20 protein-coding genes and 5 tRNA genes are annotated in these 26,546 nt (G+C 40.1%); 18 read left to right on the top strand and 7 right to left on the bottom strand.

Going from position 1 to position 26,546, the window contains the following annotated elements; all coding sequences use genetic code 11:
• The first annotated feature begins 149 nt into the window (after positions 1-149).
• Positions 150-4,751 (top strand): glutamate synthase large subunit, encoded by a 4,602-nt coding sequence (gene gltB, locus AC2TDL_RS03445; protein WP_484698797.1) that lies wholly within the window; start codon positions 150-152, stop codon positions 4,749-4,751.
• A gap of 160 nt (positions 4,752-4,911) precedes the next feature.
• Here the strand turns inward: gltB and AC2TDL_RS03440 are convergent, their stop codons facing one another.
• Positions 4,912-5,367, bottom strand: coding sequence for a bactofilin family protein (locus AC2TDL_RS03440; protein WP_484698796.1), 456 nt, complete (start codon positions 5,365-5,367; stop codon positions 4,912-4,914).
• A 350-nt stretch (positions 5,368-5,717) separates the two neighbouring features.
• On the opposite strand from AC2TDL_RS03440, the gene AC2TDL_RS03435 reads away from it, so the two are divergent.
• The gene (locus AC2TDL_RS03435) at positions 5,718-5,906 is read left to right on the top strand and encodes a hypothetical protein (protein ID WP_484698795.1); all 189 of its coding nucleotides are present in this window, start codon (positions 5,718-5,720) and stop codon (positions 5,904-5,906) included.
• Between the two features lie 115 nt (positions 5,907-6,021).
• On the opposite strand, the gene AC2TDL_RS03430 is transcribed toward AC2TDL_RS03435, so the two are convergent.
• Positions 6,022-6,336, bottom strand: coding sequence for a dehydrogenase (locus tag AC2TDL_RS03430; protein WP_484698793.1), 315 nt, complete (start codon positions 6,334-6,336; stop codon positions 6,022-6,024).
• Between the two features lie 109 nt (positions 6,337-6,445).
• On the opposite strand from AC2TDL_RS03430, the gene AC2TDL_RS03425 reads away from it, so the two are divergent.
• The 4 genes from AC2TDL_RS03425 to AC2TDL_RS03410 all read left to right on the top strand — a co-directional run bounded on the left by AC2TDL_RS03425 (position 6,446) and on the right by AC2TDL_RS03410 (position 10,664).
• Positions 6,446-7,057 (top strand): DedA family protein, encoded by a 612-nt coding sequence (locus AC2TDL_RS03425; RefSeq protein ID WP_484698792.1) that lies wholly within the window; start codon positions 6,446-6,448, stop codon positions 7,055-7,057.
• A gap of 113 nt (positions 7,058-7,170) precedes the next feature.
• Positions 7,171-7,737, top strand: a complete 567-nt coding sequence (locus AC2TDL_RS03420) for a thioredoxin family protein (protein WP_484698791.1) — start codon at positions 7,171-7,173, stop codon at positions 7,735-7,737.
• A 3-nt stretch (positions 7,738-7,740) separates the two neighbouring features.
• A complete protein-coding gene (locus AC2TDL_RS03415) occupies positions 7,741-8,391 on the top strand; it encodes an MBL fold metallo-hydrolase (RefSeq protein WP_484698789.1) in 651 nt (216 codons plus the stop codon).
• A gap of 113 nt (positions 8,392-8,504) precedes the next feature.
• Positions 8,505-10,664: a Tex family protein gene (locus AC2TDL_RS03410; protein ID WP_484698788.1), complete on the top strand. Its 2,160-nt coding sequence runs from the start codon at positions 8,505-8,507 to the stop codon at positions 10,662-10,664.
• 185 nt (positions 10,665-10,849) lie between these two features.
• Here AC2TDL_RS03410 and cmpA read toward each other — a convergent pair whose 3' ends face one another.
• A complete protein-coding gene (gene cmpA, locus AC2TDL_RS03405) occupies positions 10,850-10,999 on the bottom strand; it encodes a cortex morphogenetic protein CmpA (RefSeq protein ID WP_484698786.1) in 150 nt (49 codons plus the stop codon).
• Between the two features lie 104 nt (positions 11,000-11,103).
• Positions 11,104-11,472, bottom strand: coding sequence for a hydrolase/acyltransferase (locus AC2TDL_RS03400; RefSeq protein WP_484698785.1), 369 nt, complete (start codon positions 11,470-11,472; stop codon positions 11,104-11,106).
• Positions 11,473-11,575: 103 nt separating this feature from the next.
• Here AC2TDL_RS03400 and AC2TDL_RS03395 point away from each other — a divergent pair, with 103 nt between their 5' ends.
• The 8 genes from AC2TDL_RS03395 (at position 11,576) to AC2TDL_RS03360 (ending at position 15,927) form a co-directional block, all read left to right on the top strand.
• Positions 11,576-12,043: a SprT family protein gene (locus AC2TDL_RS03395; protein ID WP_484698784.1), complete on the top strand. Its 468-nt coding sequence runs from the start codon at positions 11,576-11,578 to the stop codon at positions 12,041-12,043.
• 47 nt (positions 12,044-12,090) lie between these two features.
• Positions 12,091-12,166: transfer RNA gene (locus AC2TDL_RS03390), tRNA-Asn, on the top strand.
• Between the two features lie 4 nt (positions 12,167-12,170).
• A tRNA-Ser gene (locus tag AC2TDL_RS03385) sits at positions 12,171-12,261 on the top strand.
• 124 nt (positions 12,262-12,385) lie between these two features.
• A tRNA-Glu gene (locus tag AC2TDL_RS03380) sits at positions 12,386-12,460 on the top strand.
• A gap of 44 nt (positions 12,461-12,504) precedes the next feature.
• Positions 12,505-12,580 (top strand) — tRNA-Lys (locus AC2TDL_RS03375).
• 252 nt (positions 12,581-12,832) lie between these two features.
• Positions 12,833-12,918: transfer RNA gene (locus AC2TDL_RS03370), tRNA-Leu, on the top strand.
• A 350-nt stretch (positions 12,919-13,268) separates the two neighbouring features.
• Positions 13,269-14,750, top strand: a complete 1,482-nt coding sequence (locus AC2TDL_RS03365; RefSeq protein WP_484698783.1) for a type I restriction-modification system subunit M — start codon at positions 13,269-13,271, stop codon at positions 14,748-14,750.
• A complete protein-coding gene (locus tag AC2TDL_RS03360) occupies positions 14,740-15,927 on the top strand; it encodes a restriction endonuclease subunit S (RefSeq protein WP_484698782.1) in 1,188 nt (395 codons plus the stop codon). The genes AC2TDL_RS03365 and AC2TDL_RS03360 overlap by 11 nt, the downstream gene beginning before the upstream one ends.
• Here AC2TDL_RS03360 and AC2TDL_RS03355 read toward each other — a convergent pair.
• Positions 15,928-17,051 (bottom strand): IS3 family transposase gene (locus tag AC2TDL_RS03355; RefSeq protein ID WP_429776203.1). Its coding sequence is split into 2 segments (ribosomal slippage): positions 15,928-16,802 and positions 16,802-17,051, totalling 1,125 coding nucleotides; the frame shifts between segments, so codons are not numbered across the junction.
• A 143-nt stretch (positions 17,052-17,194) separates the two neighbouring features.
• Between AC2TDL_RS03355 and AC2TDL_RS03350 the strand changes: the two genes are divergently transcribed.
• Both AC2TDL_RS03350 and AC2TDL_RS03345 read left to right on the top strand, forming a co-directional pair.
• Positions 17,195-20,134: a type I restriction endonuclease subunit R gene (locus AC2TDL_RS03350; protein ID WP_484698780.1), complete on the top strand. Its 2,940-nt coding sequence runs from the start codon at positions 17,195-17,197 to the stop codon at positions 20,132-20,134.
• An 11-nt stretch (positions 20,135-20,145) separates the two neighbouring features.
• Positions 20,146-20,850, top strand: a complete 705-nt coding sequence (locus AC2TDL_RS03345) for a hypothetical protein (RefSeq protein WP_484698779.1) — start codon at positions 20,146-20,148, stop codon at positions 20,848-20,850.
• A gap of 11 nt (positions 20,851-20,861) precedes the next feature.
• Here the strand turns inward: AC2TDL_RS03345 and AC2TDL_RS03340 are convergent, their stop codons facing one another.
• Positions 20,862-21,593 carry a M48 family metallopeptidase gene (locus AC2TDL_RS03340; protein ID WP_484698778.1) on the bottom strand — a complete coding sequence of 244 codons (732 nt, stop codon included), beginning with the start codon at positions 21,591-21,593 and terminating at the stop codon, positions 20,862-20,864.
• A 534-nt stretch (positions 21,594-22,127) separates the two neighbouring features.
• Between AC2TDL_RS03340 and AC2TDL_RS03335 the strand changes: the two genes are divergently transcribed.
• Positions 22,128-23,312, top strand: a complete 1,185-nt coding sequence (locus AC2TDL_RS03335) for an IS256 family transposase (protein WP_484696077.1) — start codon at positions 22,128-22,130, stop codon at positions 23,310-23,312.
• Between the two features lie 112 nt (positions 23,313-23,424).
• Here AC2TDL_RS03335 and AC2TDL_RS03330 read toward each other — a convergent pair whose 3' ends face one another.
• Complete coding sequence (locus AC2TDL_RS03330; RefSeq protein ID WP_484698776.1) at positions 23,425-25,446, bottom strand: DUF2339 domain-containing protein; 2,022 nt, start codon at positions 25,444-25,446, stop codon at positions 23,425-23,427.
• A gap of 158 nt (positions 25,447-25,604) precedes the next feature.
• Between AC2TDL_RS03330 and AC2TDL_RS03325 the strand changes: the two genes are divergently transcribed.
• Positions 25,605-26,528 carry a copper amine oxidase N-terminal domain-containing protein gene (locus AC2TDL_RS03325; RefSeq protein ID WP_484698775.1) on the top strand — a complete coding sequence of 308 codons (924 nt, stop codon included), beginning with the start codon at positions 25,605-25,607 and terminating at the stop codon, positions 26,526-26,528.
• The last annotated feature ends 18 nt before the right edge of the window (positions 26,529-26,546 follow it).

The raw sequence follows: 26,546 nt of genomic DNA, 5'->3' as shown, positions 1-26,546 counted from the left end.
AAGTACAAACGACTGCCGAATGAATAAAGTGGAATTTAGACTAGGTGAACAATATGGGCAAGGAGGAATAACCCTTGTACCTATTCTATTATAAGTTAAAACAAAGCAGAAGAGTTTAAGGGAAATTTTTGGTAGAGGGGAAATATACGATGACAAACCAATCAGTAAGCTTACCGCCTAAACAAGGGCTATATGACCCACAGTTTGAAAAAGATGCCTGCGGCATGGGCTTTGTTGCCAGCATTAAAGGTGTAAAATCACATGATGTTATTCGTAAGGCATTGCACTTGCTAGAGAATATGGAGCATCGCGGTGGACAAGGAAGCGAGCCTAACACTGGTGACGGTGCAGGTATCCTTATCCAAATTCCACATCAATTTTTTGCTGCTGAGTTAAGCAAGCAAGGAATTGAATTGCCACAGCCTGAACAATATGCGGTAGGGATGATGTTCATGCCGCAAAATGCAGAGCAACGTGCAGCGATTAAAGCTAAGCTTGAAGCAATCATCTCTGAGGAAGGTCAAGAGCTGATTGGTTTTCGCGAGGTTCCTACCAATGATGAAAAACTAGGTAAATCAGCGTTATCTGTAAAACCTTTCGTAGAGCAAGTGTTTATTCGTCGTAATGCAGCGTTAGCTGATACAATGGCATTTGAACGTAAACTGTATGTGATTCGCAAACGTGCTGAGCAGGCAATTCGTTATAGTAATATGCCTGGCGGTGAAATGTTCTATTTCTCAAGTATGTCAACTCGCAAAATCGTTTATAAAGGTATGTTGACAACTGAACAAGTACGTTCCTTCTATATTGAGCTGAACAATCCAGAGGTTGTATCAGCAATTGCACTTGTTCACTCTCGCTTTAGTACAAATACATTCCCAAGCTGGGAAAGAGCGCATCCGTTCCACTATATGATTCATAACGGTGAAATTAACACTTTGCGTGGTAACATCAACTGGATGCATGCACGTCAAACATTGTTTGAAAGTGAGCTATTTGGTGACGATCTAGAAAAAATTAAACCTATTATCGCACCTGACGGTTCCGATACAGCGATGTTTGATAATACATTTGAGTTTTTAACCTTAGCTGGACGTTCTCTTCCTCATGTTGCAATGATGATGGTTCCTGAACCATGGGCTAATCATGAAAGCATGGATGATCAACGCAAAGCATTCTATGAATATCATAGTACGATGATGGAGCCGTGGGATGGTCCTGCAGCGATGGGCTTTACTGACGGGGTGCAAATCGGAGCGATGCTTGACCGTAACGGTCTTCGTCCATCACGTTATTACATTACGAAAGACGATCATATTATTCTTGGTTCGGAAGCTGGTGCAGTACCAGTTGCTCCGGAAGATGTTGTATATAAAGATCGTTTAAGACCTGGACGTATGCTGTTAGTTGATACTGAAAAAGGTCGCATTATTCCAGACGAAGAAATTAAAGCAATGATTGCCGCTGAGCAACCTTATCGTGAGTGGCTAAATGAGCATTTGGTTGATTTAAGTGATTTGCCAGATGCACCGCATTTACCAGAGGTTCGACAGGAAAGCCTGCAACAGCGTCAGCAAGCATTTGGCTTTACGTATGAAGAAATTAATCGCATTATCGAGCCAATGGCAGTTGGTGGTCAAGAGCCACTTGCTTCAATGGGCTATGATGCACCATTAGCGATTCTTTCTGAGCGTCCGCAACTGCTATATAACTACTTCAAACAGTTGTTTGCTCAAGTAACGAACCCGCCAATTGATGCGATTCGTGAAGAGTTGGTTACTTCAACAATTACGACAATCGGACCAGAGCGCAATCTGCTTAAGCCTGAGCCTGAAAGCTGCCGTCATGTGAAGATAGATACACCGTTCTTATCGAATGAGCAGTTTGCGAAGCTTCGCCATATTCGCCGTGAAGGCTTTAAGGCGATTACAATTCCAATCTTCTTCCCATCAGGAAGCGGTGCAAAAGGACTTGAGGCTGCACTTGAAGAAATGTTTGCAGCAGCGGATCGTGTTATTGCTAAAGGGCATAATCTAATCATTCTATCTGATCGCGGTGTGGATGAGGAAAATACAGCAATTCCAGCATTGCTTGCTGTATCATCATTGCATCATCATCTAATTCGTAACGGCAATCGTACAAAAGTGTCGATTTTGCTTGAATCAGGTGAACCAAGAGAAGTACATCATTTTGCATTATTGCTTGGTTACGGTGCTAACGTAATTAATCCTTATCTAGTATTTGAAACATTAGAGCATAATATCGAAAAAGGCACATTGCGTGGCATCACTTATGAGAAAGCAGTTAAAAACTACATTAAAGCTGCAACTAAAGGTGTTGTTAAAGTACTATCAAAAATGGGTATCTCCACAATTCAATCTTATCGTGGGGCACAAATTTTTGAAGCGGTAGGCTTAAGTGAAGAGTTAATTAATAAATACTTTACATGGACGCCATCTCGAATTGGCGGAATCGGTTTGGATCAAATTGCAAATGATGCACAAGTTGCTCATGATCGTGGCTTCTCTAAACAAGAAGGAGCGGAGCGTGAGCTAGATTCTGGCGGTGAATATCAGTGGAGACGTGAAGGTGAAGATCATCTGTTGACACCGCAAACGATTCATACGCTGCAGCAATCTGCTCGTAAAAACGACTATAAACTATACAAAAAATTCTCTGAAATGATTCAAGGCGAAAATAAAAAGCATCTCTTGCTTCGTTCCTTGCTTGATTTCAAAAAGGATGGAAATTCAATTCCATTATCAGAGGTTGAGCCAGTAGAATCGATCGTGAAACGCTTTAAAACTGGGGCAATGTCTTACGGTTCTATTAGCCAAGAAGCACATGAAGCACTAGCGATTGCAATGAACCGTCTAGGCGGTAAATCTAATACAGGTGAGGGCGGCGAGCATCCATCTCGCTTCGTGCCTGATGCTAATGGTGACTTACGTCGTAGTGCGATTAAACAGGTTGCTTCCGGACGCTTTGGTGTAACAAGTCATTATCTTGCAAATGCGGATGAAATTCAAATTAAAATGGCACAAGGGGCTAAACCAGGTGAAGGCGGTCAATTGCCAGGTCAAAAAGTTTACCCTTGGGTTGCTGAAGTACGCGGATCAACACCAGGTGTTGGCTTAATTTCGCCTCCTCCGCATCATGATATTTATTCTATCGAGGATTTAGCTGAGCTAATTCATGATTTGAAAAATGCAAATCCACGTGCACGTATAAGCGTGAAGCTCGTTTCTGGAGCAGGCGTTGGTACGATTGCAGCAGGGGTTGCTAAAGGTCGCGCTGATCTAATTACAATTAGCGGTTATGACGGTGGTACAGGGGCTTCCCCAATCGGCTCAATTCGCCATGCGGGCTTGCCATGGGAGCTTGGTCTTGCAGAAACACATCAAACATTGATGCTTAATAACTTGCGCGATCGCGTCGTGCTTGAAACAGACGGTAAAATGATGACTGGTCGCGATGTAGCGATTGCAGCGTTATTAGGTGCAGAGGAGTTTGGTTTTGCAACTGCTCCACTAATTGTACTAGGCTGCGTAATGATGCGTGTATGTCAGCTTGATACTTGCCCAGTTGGGGTAGCGACACAAAATCCTGAACTTCGCAAAAACTTTATGGGCGATCCAGAACATATGGTTAACTATATGCGCTTTATTGCAGAAGAACTGCGTGAAATTATGGCTGAACTTGGCTTCCGTACTATTGAAGAAATGGTCGGTCGCGTGGATCGTCTGCAAACTAAAGAGTTAGCAGAGCATTTACAGCGTAAAGGGATTGATTTGTCAGCAATTCTGTACAATCAAGAACCGGCAGAAGGCTCAACTCGCTACAACTCCAAGTCACAAAATCATGGACTTGAGCTTAGCCTTGATGCACGTGAGCTAATTCCAAGAGCAAAAGCAGCGCTTGAAAATAAAGAGCAAGTACGCGGCACATTCCCAATCCTTAACACTGACCGCGTAGTTGGTACAACTCTTGGTTATGAAGTTACATCTCGTTATGGCGCAGAAGGCTTGCCAGAGGATACAATTTGGTATCACTTTGTTGGTACAGCAGGTCAATCATTTGGTGCATTCGTACCAAAAGGTATTACGTTATCTGTAGAGGGCGATACGAACGACTACTTTGGTAAAGGTCTGTCTGGCGGTAAACTCATCGTTGCACCTTCCCCAAAAGCAAGCTTCGTGCCTGAAGAAAACGTCATTACAGGTAACACAGTATTATATGGTGCAACAAGCGGAGAAGCTTATATTCGCGGTATTGCTGGTGAACGCTTTGCCGTTCGTAACTCTGGTGTCAACGTTGTTGTTGAAGGAGTAGGGGATCACGGCTGTGAATATATGACTGGCGGACGCGTTGTTATTCTTGGAGAAACTGGACGTAACTTTGGTGCAGGTATGTCAGGCGGTATCGCTTATGTATATGATCCGCAAAGCAAACTATCTGGACGCAGTAACCACGAAATGATTCTGCTTGAATCTTTAGCGGAGCAAGAGGATATTCAGGAGTTGCGCAGCATGCTAGAAAAACATGTGAAATATACAGGAAGTACTGTTGCACAACGTATCTTAGACAATTTTGCTGCAGAAACAAGCAACTTCGTAAAAGTTATTCCAAAAGACTATAAAAAAATGTTGCAACATATTAAAGAGGCACAACAAGCTGGTCATAAAGGCAATGATGCATTGCTTGTCGCATTTGAAACAAGTAAAAAAGAATTGCAGCTAGCCGGTAAGTAATTAAAGCAGCTTTAGGCTGTACAATATAAAAAATGAGACCGAATGAAGGTATGTGCTTACTAACCCAAGCTAATGTAAAGCTTAGCTTGAGAAAGAGCTCCTTCTCGGTCTCTTTTTTTGCTTACGGCAAGAAGATAGATTATTTTTGATGAAACGCAACTTATCCAGCTTGTCGTGCCCGTTCTTTCTCCTGTTTATCCAACTTTTCTTGACGCTCGAATTTATCCGACTTTTCTTGATGCGGCTTGATATGTTCACTAGCTTCACTACTGGCGGGACTCATCATTTGGCAATGTCCGTTGAAAATTCCGCCTTCTTGAATAATGATGGATTGAGCAACGAAACTTCCTGTAAGCTGTCCCGATGGCGTAATAATTAATCGCTCTTGTGCCGTAACTTCGCCGTTTACCTCACCAGCAATAGTAAGCTGAGAAGCTTGCAGCTTGCCTTTAACAATGCCAAATTCGCCAACAATGATTTCACCCTTTGTGCTAATCTCGCCGTGAAACTCTCCTTCAATTCGCAAAGATGCCTCTGAAATAATATTTCCTTCTACTAACGTTCCTTGCCCAATTAACGTATCAGTGGCAAGTAATCTTTTATTGTCTTTAAACACGGTCAGTCCTCCTTTGAATTTTGGAATGGATGGTGTTGGCAGTTATTACCAACAAAAGTCGTCAGTCTGAATTAATTGCTTGTAAAATTTGATGTCCTATCACTATTTATTCTGAAAAACTATAAAACATGCCATTAATTTGCATAAGTCGTCTAACAGAGACAGGTTTTCGCAATTAAAACGAATTATGCATGAGAAATTAAAGCGGGGGAAAGCTAACAGCTAGCTGGCTGTTAGACCAGTCTGAGGAAGAGCATCTTGAAAGCTGTTGCATGTGAAGTTGCATAGCTATGTTGTAGTTGATGCAGCTTACACACATTAAATTCTATGAAAGGAGGAACTTGCACATAATGAGCGACCGTGCAAAGAAGAATCAAGAAGCTCCCGACCTGTACTTTGAAGGTCGGCGCGAATATGAAATGGACATCGATCGTATGGTAAATGAAGGACTTGGCGGTGGTTATGTAACAGAGCATAATGGCTTAATTGGACATACCACAACTGATACAACTGGTGTAGATGATGGAGTAGCAGAATAAGCATAACTTAAACTATAATAAAAGCCTCTAATAAAACGAATTAAACGAAGCAGGCTGCTAACATTTGAACCATCATGTTAGCAGCCTGTGATTATTATCCGATAGATACCACTTGTCAAAGTACGCCATAAGCAGCTTTAAACGCTTCCACGAACTTCTCGCGCTTGACCTCTAAAATAGCAACAAGCTCATCGCAAACATTTGCCTCCCACCATTCAACCTGTTTTTTGCGGTTGCTTCGGTTTTCATGAATCCATATCAAATTTGCCGCCACCTTTCGAAAATATAGTTTTTCGGCAGCCTTAATCTTATCTTCTGGGATCCATACTTTCATGCGCTTTATTGTTCGGTACAGCTCAGATTGGCAAGCACGACGAATGCTTCGCGCCGTTGGCAGCTCAGGCTGATGCTTAACTGTTTGATGCTTCATCGTCAATCAGCTCCTTCTCTCTATGTATATGCATTAGCCCTGTTAATTGGAAGCATGTCTCTACATATGATAGAATATCGTTTAGTAATATATTTGATGGGGGATGACAATGGAAAATTGGATTATTGATTTTATGGAAAAATTTGGCTACTACGGAATTTTGTTATTGATTGCAATTGAGAATTTATTTCCGCCTATTCCATCAGAGGTTATTTTAACGTTCGGCGGCTTTATGACAACAAAGACTGAACTTACTCCTGTTGGTGTCATTACTGTAGCTACATTAGGATCGGTTATTGGGGCAATTATATTGTATTACATCGGTCGTATCGTTTCAGTAGAACGTTTGGAAATTATTGTAGAGCGTTGGGGTAAAGTACTGCGCGTTAAAAAAGAAGATTTGTATCGCGCGGATGCGTGGTTTGATAAGCACGGCAACAAGGCCGTATTTTTTTGCCGAATGGTCCCGCTGATTCGCAGTCTAATTTCAATTCCAGCAGGAATGTCTGGGATGAAGCTGGCTCCGTTTCTTATTTATACAACGCTAGGTACAATTATATGGAATACTTTGCTTGTTATTTTAGGAACGACGCTTGGAGAAAAGTGGGAAGAAATTGTAGAATTTATGGATGTATATTCCAATATCACTTACGCAATTATTGCACTGGCTGTTTTAGTTGTTGCGGTAATGTATTTACGTCGATTCCGTAAAAAAGATTAATTTCTTTTCTTAAAATGTCTTTATTCAAATGAACAAGCACGATAAGATGAACATATAGTTGGTTTAGCCGCTTATAGTTCATTTCAAATATACATAATGAAAGAGGGATAGCGATGAGTAAAAATGTTGCGAATAAATTAGGTAAAGGAATTACTCCTGAGCAGTTTATTGCAGGAATGACCAAAAATAAGGAACAATTTATTGCTTATGGTGAGCAATTTCAATGGCCATCAGAGGATGATCGTGAGTTTTTTGAATCATTAAGCAATCGTGATGATCTACGTTGTTTAATTTTAATGGCGGATTGGTGCGGTGATGTTGTGCGCAACATTCCTGTTGTGTTTAAAGTGCTAGAAAACAGCGGTATTCCAATTGATGTATTAATTATGGAAGAACATACGGATACGATGGATCAGTTTTTAACCTTCGGCGGACGCTCTATCCCTATCGTTATTATCGCTGATACTGGCGGTGCAGTTTTAGGTCAATGGGGTCCAAGACCAAAGCATGTTCAAGCGCCTATGGCTGCGTTTAAAGCGACAAACCCAGATCCGCAAGCTCCAGACTATCAAGAACGTCTGGCTGCCGTACGTGAAGAAATTTTGCGTCAGTATGGTGAAGGTACTGATTATCAAAAATATATCGTTGCTGAGCTGCGTGAAGTATTGGAGAGTGTATAAGCAATGAGTAGCTTCAAAATACAGAGCTTTGTCCTAGGACCGCTGCAAACAAATTGCTATTTATTAACGGTTGAAGATGAAGCGACTGGAGCAGAACGAGGAATTATTATCGATCCGGGGATGAATCCGCAAGCATTGCTTAAGCGCATCGAAGGAGTTGAGATAGAAGCGATTTTGCTGACTCATGCTCATTTCGATCATATGGGCGGGGTAGATCAGGTGCGTAAAATCGCTGGCTGTCCTGTATATATTCATCCGCTGGAGGCAGATTGGCTAACCGATCCGCGAAAAAACGGCTCAATGCGCTGGCAAGACGTTACCGAGCCGTTAGCGACAGATGCTGCGGAGTATGATTTATCCGAAGGAATGAAGTTGACTTTAATCGGTCATACGTTTGAAGTACTTCATACTCCGGGGCATTCTCCAGGCAGTGTAAGCTTTATCTGCGACGAGCATATTTTCTCTGGGGATGTATTATTCCGCATGTCTATCGGGCGCACAGACCTTCCTGGAGGCCGCGAAGCAGATCTTTTTGATTCTATTCAGAACAAGCTGTACAAGCTGTCTGATGAAGGGATCGTTTATCCAGGGCATGGGCCTCGCACGACGATTGGATTTGAAAAGATGAACAATCCTTATGTTAGAGCCAGATAATTTGATAAAGATGTAATGGTACAGTGAAGCATTCCGCAAGAAAATAAGGAATGCTTCATTTCCTAATAAGGTAGTTGTGATTTAGCGCAAGCACGATGGAAAGGAGCTTATATATGGCATTGAACATGGTTGAAGAAATTGCAAAACAGCTTTCGTTGCCAGTGAAAAAGGTTCAAGCAGCAGTAGGTTTGCTGGATGAAGGGAATACGATTCCATTTATTGCCCGTTATCGTAAAGAAATGACGGGAGAGCTTGATGAGGTTCAGCTTCGGGCAATTGAGGAGCGACTGCAATATTTGCGTAATCTTGAGTCGCGTAAGGAAGAAGTATTGCGCTTAATTGAAGAGCAAGGAAAGCTGACAGAAGAACTTGCCGCAGCAATTAAAGCCAGTGTTAAGCTTCAAGAAGTAGAAGATTTATATCGACCTTATAGACAAAAACGCAAAACAAGAGCTAGTGTAGCGAAGGAAAAAGGACTAGAGCCGCTGGCACAATGGATTTTAGAGCAGAAGGGCAATGATCCAATTGCTGAAGCAGAGAAGTATGTTAATGAAGAAAAAGGTGTAGCTAACGCAGAGGAAGCGCTAGCGGGTGCGAAAGATATTATCGCTGAGCAATTAGCAGATGATGCAAAAATTCGTACGTGGATTCGCACATTCACTTTTAATCATGGCGTTCTGCGCACAGTAGCGAAGGATAACGAAGCGGAAAGTGTCTATGAAATGTATTATGACTACAGCGAGCCAATTGCAAAGTTGCCGCCTCATCGTATTTTGGCAATAAATCGCGGGGAGCGTGAGGAGTTCTTAAAGGTAAGCTTTGAACTGGATACAGCACGTATTGAGCAATATATGCGTAAAGGCATTGTGCTCACTAATGCAGCCGCTGCTGTTGAGGCATTGCTTGATGAGGTAATTGCAGATTCCTATAAACGTCTTATTGCTCCTTCCATTGAACGTGAGGTTAGAGGGGAGCTAACAGATAAGGCGGAAGCTCATGCAATTACGATTTTCTCTGCTAATTTACGTAACTTGCTGTTACAGCCTCCTGTCCGTGGGAAAATTGTGCTAGGCGTCGATCCAGCTTTCCGAACAGGCTGTAAGCTAGCTGTTATTGATGACACAGGAAAAATGCTTGAGGTTGGCGTATGTTATCCGACAGCGCCGCATCACAAGACTGCAGAGGCAGAAAAAATTATTAGTGAGCTAATTGAAAAATATAATGTTGAGCTAATTGCAATTGGCAACGGTACGGCATCACGTGAGACAGAGCAATTTATTGCTGACTTAATTAAGCGTCAGCCAAGCAGCAGAGGACTAAAATATATTATCGTCAATGAAGCAGGAGCAAGTGTATATTCCGCTTCGCCGCTGGCAGCCGCTGAATTTCCAGAACTCGATGTAGCAGAGCGCAGCGCTGTATCAATTGCCAGAAGATTGCAAGATCCGCTTGCTGAACTTGTAAAAATCGAGCCGAAAGCGATTGGGGTAGGGCAATATCAGCATGATGTTTCACAGAAACGGCTAGAGGAGTCGCTTGCCGCTGTCGTAGAATCTGCGGTCAACCATGTTGGGGTGGATGTAAACACTGCATCAAGCTCTTTGTTATCTTACGTCGCTGGGATCAATAGTACAATTGCTAAAAATATTGTGGCTTATCGCGAGGAGCATGGTAAATTTAAGAAGCGTAATGAGCTTCAAAAGGTACCACGCCTTGGGGCAAAGTCCTACGAGCAATGTATCGGCTTTATTCGCATACCAGACGGTGAACAAGTGCTAGATAATACCCCAATCCATCCGGAGTCGTATGGGGTCGTTAGAGAGCTGCTTAAACAGCTTAACTTAACTGAGCAAGCAGTTGGGACAGAAGCGCTTAATGCGGAGTTACGAGCATTAAATATCGAGGAAATGGCAGAAAAGCTTGGGGTAGGCGTACCAACGCTAAAGGATATTGCAGAGAGCTTGCTGCGACCTGGACGCGATCCGCGTGAGGAACTGCCGCCGCCAATTTTTCATACCGATGTGCTTCATATCGAGGATCTCGTTAAAGGGATGGAGCTTAAAGGAACAGTTCGCAACGTTATTGATTTTGGTGCTTTTGTCGATATTGGGCTAAAAAATGACGGCTTAGTACATATCTCACAGCTAAGCAATTCTTATGTTAAACATCCGCTTGATGTAGTTTCTGTAGGGGATACGGTCACGGTGTGGGTGCTTGATGTTGACTTGAAGCGTAATCGAGTCAGCTTAACGATGAAGCAGCCGCAGGAATAATTTGTCGCTTTCGCCATTGCGCTAAATTCGACAAAAATAAAAGTTGTACGGAGTAATGAGCTGAACAGAGTTTAGTTTAGCTCTTCCATACAACTTTTTTCATTATTAATGCCCTTTTCATATAATCTTGCATTCGCATTATGGACAGCATCGCCCCAATAAGATAAATAAAATTGAAAGAATCCTCAATGAACCGTATGATCCTTTTCTAAATTTGATTTCATATGAATGGCTTGCGCCCGATAAAAATACCAACAATCGTTCAGTAAACGTACTTTACGAGCATCTCCTCGCTGAAATGCCTTCATAAGCTGATTACGTAGCCAATGCGGCATAGAATTACCTCCCTTGTCACGCTACTCATGTTGTATAGCATATGACCTCTGGGCGGTTGAAGTGCCTGTCTACGTAATCAACTGATAAGTCGAAGTTAATCTTATTATTGTTGGTTTAGTTTTTCTTCTTCGTACTCTTCATACCATTGCTCCAGCTGAGCTTGCAGGGCACGTATTTCCGTTAACAGAGCAATTAACGGATAAGACTGTTCTTTAATATTAGCAAATTCAGCTTCTAGAGAATTTATGTATGCTAACCCTGATACGACCTGCACGGAGTCACTATGCACGTCTAATGCGTCGCATTCAGCAACAGCCAGTGGCAAGGCAGGGACTTCTTCAGCAGTTAGTTTATCAATTTCCTTACGTAATCTTAAATTAAGCGCGCTTAGCTGATAAGCATGAGTAGCTGGCATTTCAACAAATGTAAGTTTAGTATCTTGCTGTAAGAGAACATAGCGCATAGTAGGCATAATGAAAATAACTCCCCTCAATTTGACAATTCTACTTAACAATTCTACTTGACAGTTTAGCCTATTGTTGCCTTACAATTCAAGTAGTTTGGAGGTGAACAGCTTGGATAATACCGAGTTGCAGCATTGGGTAGAGAAAGTGTCACTAGAAAGTTTTGGTCGTCCTTTTTTACATAAAGCGACCTTTAATGCACGGCTGAAGGCAACAGGCGGCAGATACTTTACTACAACACATAATATAGAAATAAGTCCGCATCAACTTCATTCCTATGGAGTAGAAGAAACAGAAAAAATAATTAAGCATGAACTATGTCACTATCATCTTCATTTACAAAAGCGTGGTTATCGACATCGCGATAAAGATTTTAAGCTGTTACTTGCTGCTGTTGGGGGAGCGCGTTATTGTAAACGACTGCCTGAACGAGAAGGCGGGGAAGGAGCACGTTACCGTTATCTTATAACATGCGTAAATTGTAAGCAGAAATATTACCGAAAACGTAAGATGAATGTATTAAAATATCGCTGTGGAAAATGTAGTGGAAAATTAATTTTAAAAAGTATTGACAACTAACTCAACTGATGATAAATTATTACTTGTCCGCTTTATCTAATTGTTGTTCCCCGATAGCTCAGTCGGTAGAGCACTCGACTGTTAATCGAGTTGTCACAGGTTCGAGTCCTGTTCGGGGAGCCAGTACGGAGAAGTACCCAAGTGGCTCAAGGGGACCCTCTGCTAAGGGGTTAGACTGCGTGAGTGGTGCGTGGGTTCGAATCCCACCTTCTCCGCCATCTTTTTTAGAAAGATGTTGATAAAAGACCACGCCGGTCTTTTTTATTTGCTCGAATTCTAAAAAAAATGCTTGCAATGATAAAAGAAATATGTTAATATATTTCTTGTCGCTTTTGAAAATATGGCCCGTTGGTCAAGGGGTTAAGACACCTCCCTTTCACGGAGGTAACAGGGGTTCGAATCCCCTACGGGTCACCACTATTATTATGAGAGCTGCTCTCATGATAAGTAAACAATCATGTGAGCCATTAGCTCAGTTGGTAGAGCACCTGACTTTTAATCAGGGTGTCGGAGGTTCGAGTCCTCCATGGCTCACCAGTTTTCTTCTTTGAGTAAGTCAGCTGGTAAGAATAGTTCGATAGTACTTAGTGGAAGTTTAATAAAGCATTAATCAACTGATGATTCAACCACTTTAATGTTAGTTAAAACTAATGTTGGGGTGGTTTTTTAGATATTATAACTTATAAATAAGCTGCTTATAAATTTATAGTACTACTTTACTTTTAATGAAAGCTGTAGTAATATATTTCTTGCACCGCTTTTTTTATGTGGTGTTTATTTAACTGTCATGCGGTAGTGGCGGAATGGCAGACGCGCCATCTTGAGGGGGTGGTGGGTGGATACCCGTGGAGGTTCGAGTCCTCTCTACCGCACCATAATATAAGAGTTCAGAGTCCTTGCTATGCAAGGGCTTTTTTGATGTTTTAAATGTTCTTATTCTATTTTTACAGATAATGAATGAGTAGCAGATATGTAATAATGTTCTTAGATTTTCTTTTGAGGTGACATGTATGAGTAAGGAGCTCCAGGTTTATCTAATCTAGTATTCGTTTTATAATTAGACGTCGGATATGATTATCTACACACTATACTAATAGTTGTTTTTCTCGAGAAAGAAGTAACAACTTAACTACTTACGAAATTAGGGCTTTATTACAGAACTTTGAAGGGATTTGTCATCATTTATCGAATAGTACTATAGTCTTAGAACAACTAGGAGGAAGCAATGAGTAAACTGACTTTACAACAATTAGAATCTCATTTATGGGAGTCCGCAAATATTCTTCGAGGAAGCATAGATTCCTCTGACTATAAAAATTACATCTTTGGTTTACTATTTTTAAAACGACTTAATGACGTTTTTGTTGAAACAGCACGTAAAATCGAGGAAGAAGAAGGCGATGATTATGGTTGGTATGATCCAGATGAGCACCAATTTTTCGTTCCTGAAATTGCAAGATGGAGTAAAATTCAAAGCTTAACTGAAAACATCGGTGATGCCATTAATAAAGCTTTCGAAGCGCTTGAGGAAAGGAACGATTCACTACAAGGGGTACTTGCTACCATTGATTTTAATGACAAAGAAAAGCTCCCTGACAGTCTTCTTCAAACGCTTATTTTGCATTTTTCTAAAATTGATTTATCGAATGGTAATCTTTCTGAACCAGATATGTTAGGTCGTGCCTATGAGTACCTTATCAAACAATTTGCCGATGATGCAGGGAAAAAAGGTGGAGAGTTCTATACACCAAGTCAAGTTGTAAAACTAATCGTTCATCTTCTTAAAGTAGAAGAAGGCATGCGTGTCTGCGATCCAACAGCAGGATCAGGCGGTATGCTTATTCAGTCTGTCGATTACATTAAGGCAAGAGGCGGGAATGAACGCAACATAACCCTACATGGTCAGGAGCGTAACTTGAATACGTGGGCAATCTGTAAGATGAACCTATTATTGCATGGGTTAAGCGATCATCGGATTGAAAAGGGAGATACAATTCGTGATCCAAAGCTATTAGAAGAAGGCGAATTAATTTTGTATGATCGGGTTATTGCTAATCCGCCATTCTCACTATCCAATTGGGGACGTGAAGAAGCAGAAGCTGATTCGTTAGGTCGCTTCCGTTACGGTATTCCTCCAAAAGATAAAGGAGATCTAGCATTCATCCAGCATATGATTGCTACGCTTAACCACAATGGGAAAGCTGGCGTAGTTATGCCTCACGGTGTGCTATTCCGTGGCGGAGCTGAAGGTGTCATTCGTAAAGGGATTCTTGAAGATGATCTATTAGAAGCAGTGATTGGTCTGCCTTCAAACCTTTTCTATGGTACTGGTATTCCTGCTTGTATTCTAATCTTTAATCGCAACAAGACTGAAGACCGTAAAGGTAAAGTATTCTTTCTGCATGGAGCAGATGATTACCAACCTGGTAAAAATCAAAATACATTGCGTGATGAAGATATTGAAAAGATCGTATCGGCATATGACAACTGGACTGATCAAGAGAAATATTGCAGGGTAGTAAGCCTTGATGAAATTCGTGAGAATGACTATAACCTTAATATTGCTCGTTATATCGATACTGCTGAAGAAGAGGAAAAAATCGATGTAGCGGAAGCATTAGCTGAACTTCGTAAGCTTGAAGAGGAACGTAAAGAAGTTGAAGCAACAATGTATGCTTACTTGAAGGAGCTTGGTTATGATGAGTGAGTGGAAGAAGGTTAGATTGAGAGATATTGCAGATAGAATCACAGAGAAAAACAAAGGTAGAAGTAGCAACGTGTTGACAATATCTGCACAAAAGGGGTTAGTGAGTCAACTAGAATTCTTTAACAAAACTGTAGCAAGTAAAAATCTTGAAGGTTACTATTATTTAACAAAAGGAGATTTTGCATATAATAAAAGTTATTCTGCTGGCTACCCATTGGGGGTAATAAAGCCATTAGAGTTCTATGAAAATGGTATTGTGTCAACACTATATATTTGTTTTAGAATGATAAATACTGTAAGTAAGGACTTCTATAAGTATTACTTTGAAAGTGAATACTGGCATGATCAAGTCAGAAATATAGCACAAGAAGGTGGAAGAAGCCACGGTTTATTAAATGTTGGTGTTAATGATTTTTTTGATATCGAAGTTATATTACCATCTTTACCTGAACAACAAAAAATAGCAGATATCCTTTCATCCGTAGATGAAGCAATCTCTAAGACTGAAGCAATCATTGAACAAACGGAAAAAGTCAAAAAGGGATTAATGCAAGAACTGTTAACAAAAGGTATAGGACATACGAAGTTTAAGCAGACGGAGATTGGTGAGATTCCTGAGGAGTGGGAGGAATGTTTATTTTCAAAATACGTGTCCATTAATCCAACTTATAAGCTGGAAAAGGATAAGGAGTATCCGTTTATAGAAATGAGCGCTGTTCAAACCAATTCAAGTAAGGTTTCTTATTTAGGGAAAAGAAAATCTGGAGGGAGCGGTTCAAGATTCAAAAGAGGAGATGTGTTATTTGCACGGATAACACCTTGTGCAGAAAACGGAAAAACATGCTTAGTAACTGAGTGTGATTTAGGTATTGGTTCTACCGAATTTATAGTTTTATCACCTAATCTCAATTTTGTTAATTCAAAATTTCTTTACTATTTAGTAAAGCATGAAAGAATTCGTAACTATGCAATCGGTAGAATGACAGGTACAACTGGGAGACAACGAGTTCCAAATGAAGTATTTAAAAACGAAATAGTAATTGCTCTACCTAGTCTAGAAGAGCAAAATGAGATTGTAAAAACTTTGAATTCTATTGAAGAGCGTATTGAAGCTGAACAACAAAAACTAACCCAACTCCAAACTCTCAAAAAAGGTCTTTGGATTGTCAACACCTGACTAGACAGATTTCTTAAGTGCCTTCTCTTTGTACGCTAATGGGCTTAGATATCCTAGTGTGGAATGAATCCTAGCTTCGTTAAACCATTTGACGTATGTTCCTAGCTCTTGCTTTAACTGAGATAGCGATTCAAATTTGCGATTTTTCACGAACTCGGCTTTGATCAGCTTAAAGGTTGCCTCCGCAACTGCATTGTCATAGGGACAGCCTTTCATACTCAATGAACGCTTGATCTTGAACGTGCTGATCACTTCATCAATCGTGAGATTTCTAAACTCACTGCCACGATCTGTGTGAAAAAGCTGGATTTGGCGTAGATCTCCTTTTACGCTTGCAAATGCTTGATAGACTAGTGCGGCATCTTTAAATTTTCCGCAGCTGTAACCGATGATCTCCCGATTAAACAAGTCCACGAGCAAACAAATATAGTGCCATTTATTTGCGACCCGAACGTATGTCAAGTCACTCACAACGGCTTCCAATGGTGCTTCTTTCGCAAACTCGCGATTCAGTTCGTTCTGGATCGGCGATTCGTTACATGACGACATATGCGGTTTATACTGCGCCACTGTGTAGACCGAGACCAGGCCGTTTTTCTTCATCAGACGTCCAATGCGCCGTCTGGAAACCGTCATTCCCTCTTCTTGAAGTTTTGCTTTGATCTTCCTTGCTCCATACACGCGCTGATTCTCTCCAAAAATACGGATAATTGCTTGTTCCACCTCATCATCGACAGATGATTGCTCATTACTCTCGTAGTAGTAGGTACTCCTATTGACCTGAAGAATCTTGCACATGGCCGATATGGGATACTTATGAGCGTTTTGCTGGATTACCGTTATTTTCGTCCGAAGATCAGCGCTGCTTGCTTTAAAATATCGTTTTCCATCTTCAACCGTTGGATTTCCTTACGCAGCGCAAGGAGTTCATTCTGTTCCTCTGTCCGGTTGTCCTTTTCTTTGAAAGAACCTGTTGTTCTACTCTGTTTGACCCAACGGTCAAACGCAGATGCACTCAGATCATATTCTCTCAAAATATCTGCCCGCGGTTTCCCATTCTCGTAAAGTTGAACCATCTGTTGCTTGAACTCGTCTGTAAATGACCGACGCTCACGTTTCTGCATGACATTCTCTCCGTTCTTTGTCGATTTGATTTCAATCTACTAGACCTTAAGAGAATTGTCCAATTCAGTGTAGCCGATCCACTTATGCAAGACTTGCTCACAGGCAAGGTTCGTGTAAAACTAGACGACTAGGTGGTGAAGGTATGTCTTACACCGATGAATGGAACGAGAAAAAGGATGTTGAAAATCACGTCATAGAACAGCTCAAAGGTCTAGGCTACCTTCATTGCACTGGTCTAGAGCTTGAGCAAGAACGTTCATCTAACCATCAAGTGATTCTTGAAGGCAGGCTTGAATCAGCTCTGCGCAGACTTAATCCTTGGATAGATGATACGAACTTAAATAAGGTGAAGCGGGCAATCACAGTTATTGAAGCCTCTTCCCTTATGGAAGCAAACTCATTCTTCCATAACTTAATCGTGAACTATACTTCTGTTCAACAGGATCTTGGTAAGGGTAAGAAAAATCAAACAGTAAAAATCATTGACTTCACTAATCCTGAAAACAACGAGTTTCTTGTTGTCGAACAGTTAACGATTGCTACGTCTAAGCAAGCAATTCGTCCTGACTTAATTGTATACATTAACGGTATTCCTATCGTCGTTATTGAATGTAAGAGTCGCTTGCTAAATGCTGAACAGCAAATTGGTGATGCAGTAAAGCAACTGAAGCGATATCAAGCGATGAAGGAAGAATTATTCCATTACAATGCTTTCATGTTAGCAACAAGTAAAGATCGTGCTAAAGTAGGCACAATAGGAGCTGAAATAAAGCATTTTGCCGAGTGGAAAGATCCTTATCCATTAACTACACCTGAGATATCAGACAATCCATATGCTAGTGATATTCTAGTAGCGGGTACATTGCGTAAAGAGAATTTGCTGGATCTCATCCAAAACTTTATTGTCTATGAACCTGTAAACAATAAAATCGTAAAGAAGCTGGCTCGTTATCAGCAATATCGTGCGGTTAACAAGGCAGTACAGCGAATTCTAAATGCGAAACATCCACGAGAACGTGGCGGTGTCATATGGCATACGCAGGGTTCTGGCAAGTCTTTAACCATGGTCTATTTAGCGGTTAAGCTTAGGCGAATGGTGGAGCTAAAAAATCCTACCCTTGTCATTGTAACGGATCGTACAGATTTGGATGGGCAAATTACAAATACTTTCCGACGTTGCGGTTTTCCTAATCCTCAACAAGCTGGCAGTGTTGCTGAATTAAGAGAGTTACTACGTCAAGGAACTGGTTCAACAGTCATGACACTTGTGCAAAAGTTCCAAACTTCAAGTGATGAAGATCAGTTTCCAGAGCTGTCTGCTGAAAGCAATATTATCGTGATGGTGGATGAAAGTCATCGTACGCAATATAAAGGATTAGCCATGAATATGCGCACGGCTCTGCCTAATGCTTGCTACATTGGGTTTACTGGTACACCGATTGATAAGGAAGATAAAAGTACCACACGTACCTTTGGTTCGTATATCGATAAATACACGATTGAACAAGCTGTATCTGATGGAGCAACGGTACCAATTTTCTATGAAGCTAGACTCACTCATTTGCATGTTGACGGGGAAACGCTAGATCAGCTGTTTGATCGTAAGTTCCGTGAATATGATGAAAAGACAAGGGAGCGAATTCAGAAGAAATTTGCAACGGAGCAGGCGATTATAGCTTCGCCAAAACGTATTGAGCAAGTCGTGCTAGATATTATTAACCATTATGAAACACATATTTTACCGAATGGCTTTAAGGCGCAGATTGTAGCGATTTCTCGTGAAGTTGCTGTACTTTATAAAGAAAAGCTTGATGAGTTAAGTGATCTGGAATCTGCGGTTATTTTCTCTGGAAGCAACGATGATGATGAACACTTAAAGAAATATCAATTGAGTAAAGAGGAAGAAAAACAGCTCATCGAACGCTTTAAGAAGCCTTTTTCAGAGGATAAGTTAGCTATTCTTATCGTTTGCGATAAGCTGCTGACTGGGTTCGATGCGCCGATAGAGCAAGTCATGTACTTAGACAAGCCATTAAAGGAACATAACCTATTACAAGCCATTGCACGAACAAACCGCACGTATGATAAGAAAGATTATGGCCTTATTATTGATTACTTTGGTGTATCTTCATTTTTAGAAAAAGCATTAGGTATCTTTACAAAGCAAGACATTCAAGGTGCTTTACTACCAATTGAAAGCGAGTTACCACGATTGGAAACTCGTCATCGTGCTGCAATGCGTTTCTTCGATTATATTCGTAAAGATAATCTTGATGCTTGCCTGGATGTATTAGAGCCTGAGGATGTAAGGCAGCAATTCGAGATGGCATTTAGTAAGTTTGCTCAGAGTATGGAGATAATTTTGCCAAACCCGAAAGCTCAACGATTTGTAGCAGACTTGAAGTTCCTCGGAAAAGTTAGACAAGCAGCAAAGAATCGTTTTCGTGAGGATGGAATGGATATTTCAGATTGCGGTGAAAAAGTAAAACAACTGATAGCAGAACATTTACGTGCTTCATCTGTTGAAATATTACATGAGCCTATTGATATTTTAGCTAGTGGATTTGAAGATCGATTGAAAAATATAAAAAGTAAAGAAGCTCAAGCAGCGGAGATGGAGCATGCGATCAGGCATGAAATTCGTGTGAAGTTGCATGAGAACCCTGTATTCTATACTTCGTTGCGAGAACGTCTTGAGAAGCTAATCGAGCTTCGCAGATTACGACAAATGGAAATTGCTGATCTATATGAAGAGCTTAGTCGTATACGTGACGATATTCGCAAGCAAAGCGAAGAAAGCAAGGAACATGGATTTGCTAGAGAGCAATATCCGTTCTATCTCATGCTTGAAAAGGAATTAGGAGAGTCACTAGATAAAGAAGCACTTCGTAGATTGGTTTATCTTACAACAGGCGTTATACAGGCTCAAGCAGTCGTAGAATGGACTCAGAAGGAAGATGTAAAGCGTGAAATGCGTAAGTCTATTAAAAAGGAATTAAGAGCAATGAAGTGTCCTAGCGAAAAGCTAGATCATTTATCTCAGCAAATGGTAACCTTAGCGATGGTACATTACAAAAGGTAAGAGGGATAAGTATGGAATTAAATATAGTATTAAATTATATTGCAAAGGAGTTTCCAGAAGAAGCCGCAAACCTGACTGAATGTATAGAATTGATTACAGGTGTATTGGATGATGTTTTAGACAAGATTCATCAAAGAATTAATAGACAGACGAGTGAACGAAAATACGATCAAATTAACTTACTTATTGAAAATGCTAAGAAAATAAATGATTTAGAAGATCAAATCATTGAATTACGGAACGAACTAGAACATGATTTAGATAGTGAAATACTAGATGATAAAGATGAAAGTAAACCATTGCCTAATTATGGGGATTATGTAGTCGACAATAAGATTCCACATAGCTTATATGAAAATTTTGCACATAAACGTCCTTTTTCATTTGAATTCCAAAATGAAACGCATGAGTGTAAAACTTGGATTGAAGTTTTGACCTGTTTTACTGACATTATTGCTAAGAAAAATAAAGAAGTATTATTAAAATTTGTAAATGATTCAAGTATGAATGGTAAGAAATCGAAGTATTTTACTACTCAATCAACTGAGTTAAGAAAGCCTTATTTAATAAAAGGAACAGATATTTTTTTGGAAACGAATATGAGTGCAAATTCTATTAGGAATCTTATGTTTAAGATGCTTCAAAAATGCGGATATAAGTCCAGTGATATAGTGATTTATTTAAGAGCAGACTATACTGCTCTACATAAGAACTAATTAAGGAACCGCTACTCTAACGTCAGTAGCGGTCCATTTACTCTTAACCATTCTTTACGTTCTTCGTAATCAGGTAGGATTGATCTTACTAATTGCCAATACTCTGCAGAATGATCATTGATTTTAATGTGTGCTAGCTCGTGCACTATTACATAATCAATTATTTTCATGGGTGCCATCATAACTCTCCAATTAATGTAAATTGAATGATTATTTGTACAAGACCCCCATCGCATTTTTTGATCCTTCACAACTACTTTAGAGGGGGTAACACCTAATTTATTAGCATATAGCTTTACCCGTTCGTTGATCTTAGATTGACCAGTGTTGATATACCATTGCTGGAATAAGTTTCGTAGTTGTTTTCTTCGTTCTTCATTTTGTAAATATGAAGGAACAGCAGCTAAAAACTTACCTTGATTAAATTGCAAGTTGACAGTTTGAATGTTAGAGGATGCAATGACTTTTAGTTTATATGCTCTGTTAATGTATTTGAATTTTTCTCCACTTATATACTCCTTCGGAGGTGGAGACGAAGCAATTTCTTCAAAGGCAAACCATTTTTTGAGTATCCATGGAGCTTTTCGATATAGAATCTCATTAATGCTATCTATAGTCAGAGAGTTGGGAGCATTAACTGTTACCCCATCAATCCAATCAACGCTAATACATACTTCTTCTTGAGAGGAGTTATAGTTCAGTGTGTATTCTATTGTTGTTGTACCGTATTGTAACTGATTCACTAAAAAACCCCCTTTCTTCTAAATTGTGTTTAATATATTGCTCAGAGGGATATAAATGAAAAGAATAATTTCACTTATTAAAGACGGTGCCTTAATTCCATATTTCTTTGGCGGTTTATATTGTTATCTAATCTTGATTAACTATTTTTCTAATACTATATATGGAGACCTAGCCGTGATTATCCTTATAGTATTATTGAGTATTGCATTTCTAGTAATTATACCTAAGATGTATAGATTTTCAATCTACGTAACATATTACAGTAATGTAAAGTCTATTGAACCTTCACCATTATCTTTATTTGGGATAATAGGTAGTAATTTAGCATTTGCTGGATTTTATTTAACAGCATATATAATCTATTTTATTATATTAATAATTATTTTTGCTAGTTACAGAAGTAGGTTTGATTATATAATCAACATCTGGATAGAGAGTATAAAATATTATGTGTAAATGAATAAATGCAAAAGGAAGACCTTTTCTTGTAGAATTGAGTTACCACACAAAATTCACAGAGAGAGGTCTTCCCTATGAATCATTTTACAACAGATTTAGTCCAAGCTCTAGTTACAAAACAAGATGTGACTGAAATTTTTCGTATTCACCTCGAAAGAGCGATGAATCACTTGTTAACAACCGAGTTAACCGCCTTCCTAGATTACGAAAAGTATGATCGTGCAGGCTTCAATACAGGCAATTCTCGTAACGGCAGCTATACACGTACGCTCCATACGGAATACGGCGATCTGCACCTTCAAATCCCTCGTGATCGTAATGGAGCGTTCAAGCAGCAGACCGTAGCACCCTACAAGCGATCCAACGACACGTTAGAATCGTTTGTCATTCATATGTTCCAAAAGGGCGTAACCATGACTGAAATCGCTGATCTGATCGAGAAAATGTATGGGCATCATTACACCCCGCAAACCATTTCTAACATGACGCAAGTGATGGTAGGGCATGTGGATGCCTTCTTGAAACGCTCGTTAGCTACACGCTATGTCTGCGTCTATTTGGATGCAACCTACATTGCTGTAAAGCGTGAGACCGTTTCGAAAGAAGCGGTTTACTTAGCTGTTGGCATTCGCGAAGATGGTTCTAAGGAAGTGTTAAGCTATGCCATTGCTCCAACCGAGTCTGCTTACGTGTGGAAAGAGCTTCTGCAAGACCTTCGAGAAAGAGGCACAGAAGAAGTGCTACTCTTTATTTCTGATGGATTAAAAGGCATGGTTGATGCCATTTTCGAGGTCTTTCCAGGTGCCAAATACCAAACCTGTTGTGTTCATCTTGCTCGCAATCTTGCTCATAAAGTGCGTGTGTCTGATCGTGCTGAGATCTGTGATGATTTCAAGACCGTATACCGTGCAAAAGATGAGCAAGCTGGTCGTGAAGCACTAGAACGTTTCTGTGATAAGTGGAAAACTGCTTATCCTAAAGCAACGAAAGCCTTAGTGGAGAATCCCTATATCTTCACGTTTTACAGCTTTCCACAGTCGATTTGGAGAAGCATTTACTCTACTAATCTTATTGAATCCTTTAACAAGCAGATCAAGAAATATACCAAGCGGAAAGAGCAATTTCCTCATGAAGAAGCACTAGAAAAATTCTTAGTTTCACAGTTCGAAGGCTATAACCAACGCTTTGCTACAAGATGTCATATTGGCTTTGATCAAGCTCGTGCAGAACTACAAGCCATGTTCAAAAGCAACACGTAATTCAACTGCTACAAGTAAAAGTTATTTTTATTTACACAAACTTCTTGACGCTACCCAAAAAAAGCTTTAGCTCATAAGGAGAGCTAAAGCCTTTACAATGATAACCGACACTTTACTTACTTACAGATTTACCTGCATCGTCCGTTCGATTATATAGGAAGAACGAGACGAGAATCCCGATACCACCAAGCACAGTAAAGATAAGTGATTTTGCCAACATATTAAGAAATGTCATGTCAATAAAGATAACTTTGATTAAGATTACTAGCAGTAAGATTATCCCCGTTAATCTAGCCTTTGACAGCTTGCGAACAGCTCCTATAATAATCGCACCGAGGGCATAGATTAGCCAAGCCGCAGAAATAATATAGGCATAAGAACTTGCAGTTCCCCATTTTTCTCCAATGAGATCCGCGATAATTGTTACGAAAATAAACAGGAGGACAGCTTCAAGCCACATTAAGACCGACAAAAGTATTGGTTTTGCTACAGTGTCATCTAAATCATTGTGGCATTCACGGTAAATAAGTAGAAGACTAATCAGCATAACGATCCAACTAAGGTTTTCATAGGATATCAATTTGCTTGGAAAATCAAATAATATTGTTATTCCGCCGATAAAGGTAAATAAAGCACCAACCCAACGCAAAACAGGATGTTCATCACGCATCCCATATAATACAATGGTTGTGCCTATTAAAAACATGATAAGTCCAATAAATGATATTCCTAGCAGTTCAACAAAGAAGCAGAGTAATGCAATCGCTATGATGATTGTGCTAACCTCTGTACGGAGCCAAAGTGAATGATACAACTTAGCATGCTCATTGCTATCTAATTGTGCCAGTTCACGTTCAAAGTATAGCAGAATACAGCCATACATAATTGCGATAATTAGATTTACTAATGAATAGGTTAAACTAATTCCACCAGGTAAATTGTATAATTGAGCAGCCCAGCTAATAAGGGCAATTGAGCCGATAATTTGCACAATCATTTGCTCAATAAGAATAAGCTTCCGTCTAATAAACGAAATAAATACTAATACATGTTGAATAGCAAGCGCTGCTAGCAATAGTTTATGAGTGGAATACTCTTGTATGTTGTAAGTAATAAGCAGGGAGAAATGTAGCAACAGGTATGCAAAACTGTATGCAACTCTGTAATTTAGTTTACTTGATAAAACCATCATACAGATTGAGAATAGAAGCTGAATAAGGATAAATGCAATGATATAAACCTTACTTAGATCAACTAGAAACATGCATAGATAACCAGAAATAATGGCGATAGTGACTAGCAACTGAGAGCGCCAACGTATTGCCGAAAATGTAATTAAAGCGAAGGTCAATGCGTAGGCTAGTAATGCAACAAAGACACCAATGATTTCATAGGATAAATGGGCGATTGAAACTGTAATAATAAAGACGCCGTGTGCTCCACCCAGTAATGTTCTTCCCCATATAGGCCGCTTAAAGCGTTGCTGCAGCATGCCGAATATATACATAAATGTTGCCAGCATTAGTCCAAGCAGACAACGCACAGGCTCCGTTAGCAATCCGTAAGCGATGCCAGCAATAAAAAGCATAAGGATGCCGATTAACAGTACTACTACGAATACAATGGGCAGCACAATCTTGACGAGAACACTTTCGAAGTTTTTGCTTTGATTGGCTGTTGAGCTGAAAGCTTGTGAAGCGGATTGCCATCCATTTTGAGGGAATTGTCCCGCTTGTGCTAAGTCTGGGAAGGACTGAGTGAAGTAATTGTCTGCTGATGTTGCATTTGCTGCGCTCTGTGAATAAGGCTCGCCATAATGAACAGACTGCTTAACACCTTGCAGAAATTGCTGCGACTGCTGGATGCGTTGCGCAAATGGCTGTTGCAAATGTGGTTGGTTTTGTTGCTGAACAGGCTGTCTGGTGCCCTGTACGAACGGTTGCGTTTGCTGTATATATGGCTGAGTGCCTTGCCCAACCTGCTGCGGTTGCATCGGGCTTTGACTAAATTGCTGTGGTCGCATCGGGCTTTGCTGATTAAATTGCTGCGACTGCTGGAACGGCTGTTGACCTTGTGTAAATGGTTGACCATTTTCCGAGCCAGCTTGCTGTACGTTGCGCTTTAAGTGCTGCAATTCATATTCTACAGCCGCGAGTCTATGCTCTAAATCAGAAATCCTTTTATTCCAATCTATGGCATATTCCTCCTATCGAAAAATAATTAATTACATCATATACTTGTTTCGGTTATTTTAGTAGTAGGCAATCAAATTTAACAGAAGAGGTGCACTGCATGAAAAGACTTATTGTACTACTTATTGCTTTTGCTTTACTAATGCCTTCTAGTTTATTAGAAGCAGCAAAAAATGACTCTATTAATGTCTTTATAGACGGTAAAAAGGTTTCATTTGAGGTAGATCCGGTTGTCGTTGATGGGACTACGCTTGTTCAATATACGACTATTTTTAAATTGTTAGGAATGCAGTCCTCCTGGGATCAGAGCACAAAAACAATAACTGGTGTTAATGATTATGTGTTAATGAAGTTAACGATTGGTTCAAGAAAAGCACTAGTTAATAATCATGTAATTAAATTATCGGCAGCACCTCTTATCGTGGAGGGTAGAACGATGGTTCCTTTGCGATTTGTGTCTGAAGTAACAGGAGCCAACGTTGTTTGGGACAAAGATAATGACAAAATAAAAATTACTTCTCCGCCTGCACGAAATGATTTAAGCAAGATTATGAGAGAGCATCGCTGGAACGACAGCGTAAATAGTGTTGAGAAGCGGGAAACTGCAACGATAAAGTCTAATACTGCAGGGAGAACGAATAAGCAGCGTTTATTGCGTTATGAAGCAGTTGATTGGTTAGGTTTTTCGGTCAATCCTACATTTTCATTTACCAATGATAAGCTTACGAATGTTTATTATCAGCTTAACTTAAATGCCAAAGACAACCAGACAGCGTTAACGACGGTTGGTGAAATATACGGAAAATTAAGCAAGTACTTTGGCGAACCGTATCGCGATGAAGTATACTTTACTTCCGCTGATCAGTATAGTGAGGATATGACGGTTATTGGCAAAAGAATTGCAGCGGGCAAAGCAAAAATTACAATTACATGGCAGGCAGGCTATACTTCAATTGAATTAAGCGCAAATGGTAATAGCAGCGGGAATATCGCTTTGCAAGTAGCGATTTATAATACGAAGTAGCTATTATTGATTAAATAG

This window comes from Paenibacillus sp. plas6, from assembly GCF_057221655.1.
The sequence above is the reverse complement of the archived record's forward strand: the minus strand, read 5'-3'. Positions and strand labels throughout refer to the sequence as shown.

Excerpts from the sequence above, each read along its gene's own strand:
- gltB (WP_484698797.1), top strand. The coding sequence starts at position 150 with ATGACAAACCAATCAGTAAGCTTACCGCCTAAACAAGGGCTATATGAC.
- AC2TDL_RS03435 (WP_484698795.1), top strand. The coding sequence starts at position 5,718 with ATGAGCGACCGTGCAAAGAAGAATCAAGAAGCTCCCGACCTGTACTTT.
- AC2TDL_RS03430 (WP_484698793.1), bottom strand. The coding sequence starts at position 6,336 with ATGAAGCATCAAACAGTTAAGCATCAGCCTGAGCTGCCAACGGCGCGA.
- AC2TDL_RS03425 (WP_484698792.1), top strand. The coding sequence starts at position 6,446 with ATGGAAAATTGGATTATTGATTTTATGGAAAAATTTGGCTACTACGGA.
- AC2TDL_RS03420 (WP_484698791.1), top strand. The coding sequence starts at position 7,171 with ATGAGTAAAAATGTTGCGAATAAATTAGGTAAAGGAATTACTCCTGAG.
- AC2TDL_RS03415 (WP_484698789.1), top strand. The coding sequence starts at position 7,741 with ATGAGTAGCTTCAAAATACAGAGCTTTGTCCTAGGACCGCTGCAAACA.
- AC2TDL_RS03410 (WP_484698788.1), top strand. The coding sequence starts at position 8,505 with ATGGCATTGAACATGGTTGAAGAAATTGCAAAACAGCTTTCGTTGCCA.
- cmpA (WP_484698786.1), bottom strand. The coding sequence starts at position 10,999 with ATGCCGCATTGGCTACGTAATCAGCTTATGAAGGCATTTCAGCGAGGA.
- AC2TDL_RS03400 (WP_484698785.1), bottom strand. The coding sequence starts at position 11,472 with ATGCCTACTATGCGCTATGTTCTCTTACAGCAAGATACTAAACTTACA.
- AC2TDL_RS03365 (WP_484698783.1), top strand. The coding sequence starts at position 13,269 with ATGAGTAAACTGACTTTACAACAATTAGAATCTCATTTATGGGAGTCC.
- AC2TDL_RS03360 (WP_484698782.1), top strand. The coding sequence starts at position 14,740 with ATGATGAGTGAGTGGAAGAAGGTTAGATTGAGAGATATTGCAGATAGA.
- AC2TDL_RS03350 (WP_484698780.1), top strand. The coding sequence starts at position 17,195 with ATGTCTTACACCGATGAATGGAACGAGAAAAAGGATGTTGAAAATCAC.
- AC2TDL_RS03345 (WP_484698779.1), top strand. The coding sequence starts at position 20,146 with ATGGAATTAAATATAGTATTAAATTATATTGCAAAGGAGTTTCCAGAA.
- AC2TDL_RS03335 (WP_484696077.1), top strand. The coding sequence starts at position 22,128 with ATGAATCATTTTACAACAGATTTAGTCCAAGCTCTAGTTACAAAACAA.
- AC2TDL_RS03325 (WP_484698775.1), top strand. The coding sequence starts at position 25,605 with ATGAAAAGACTTATTGTACTACTTATTGCTTTTGCTTTACTAATGCCT.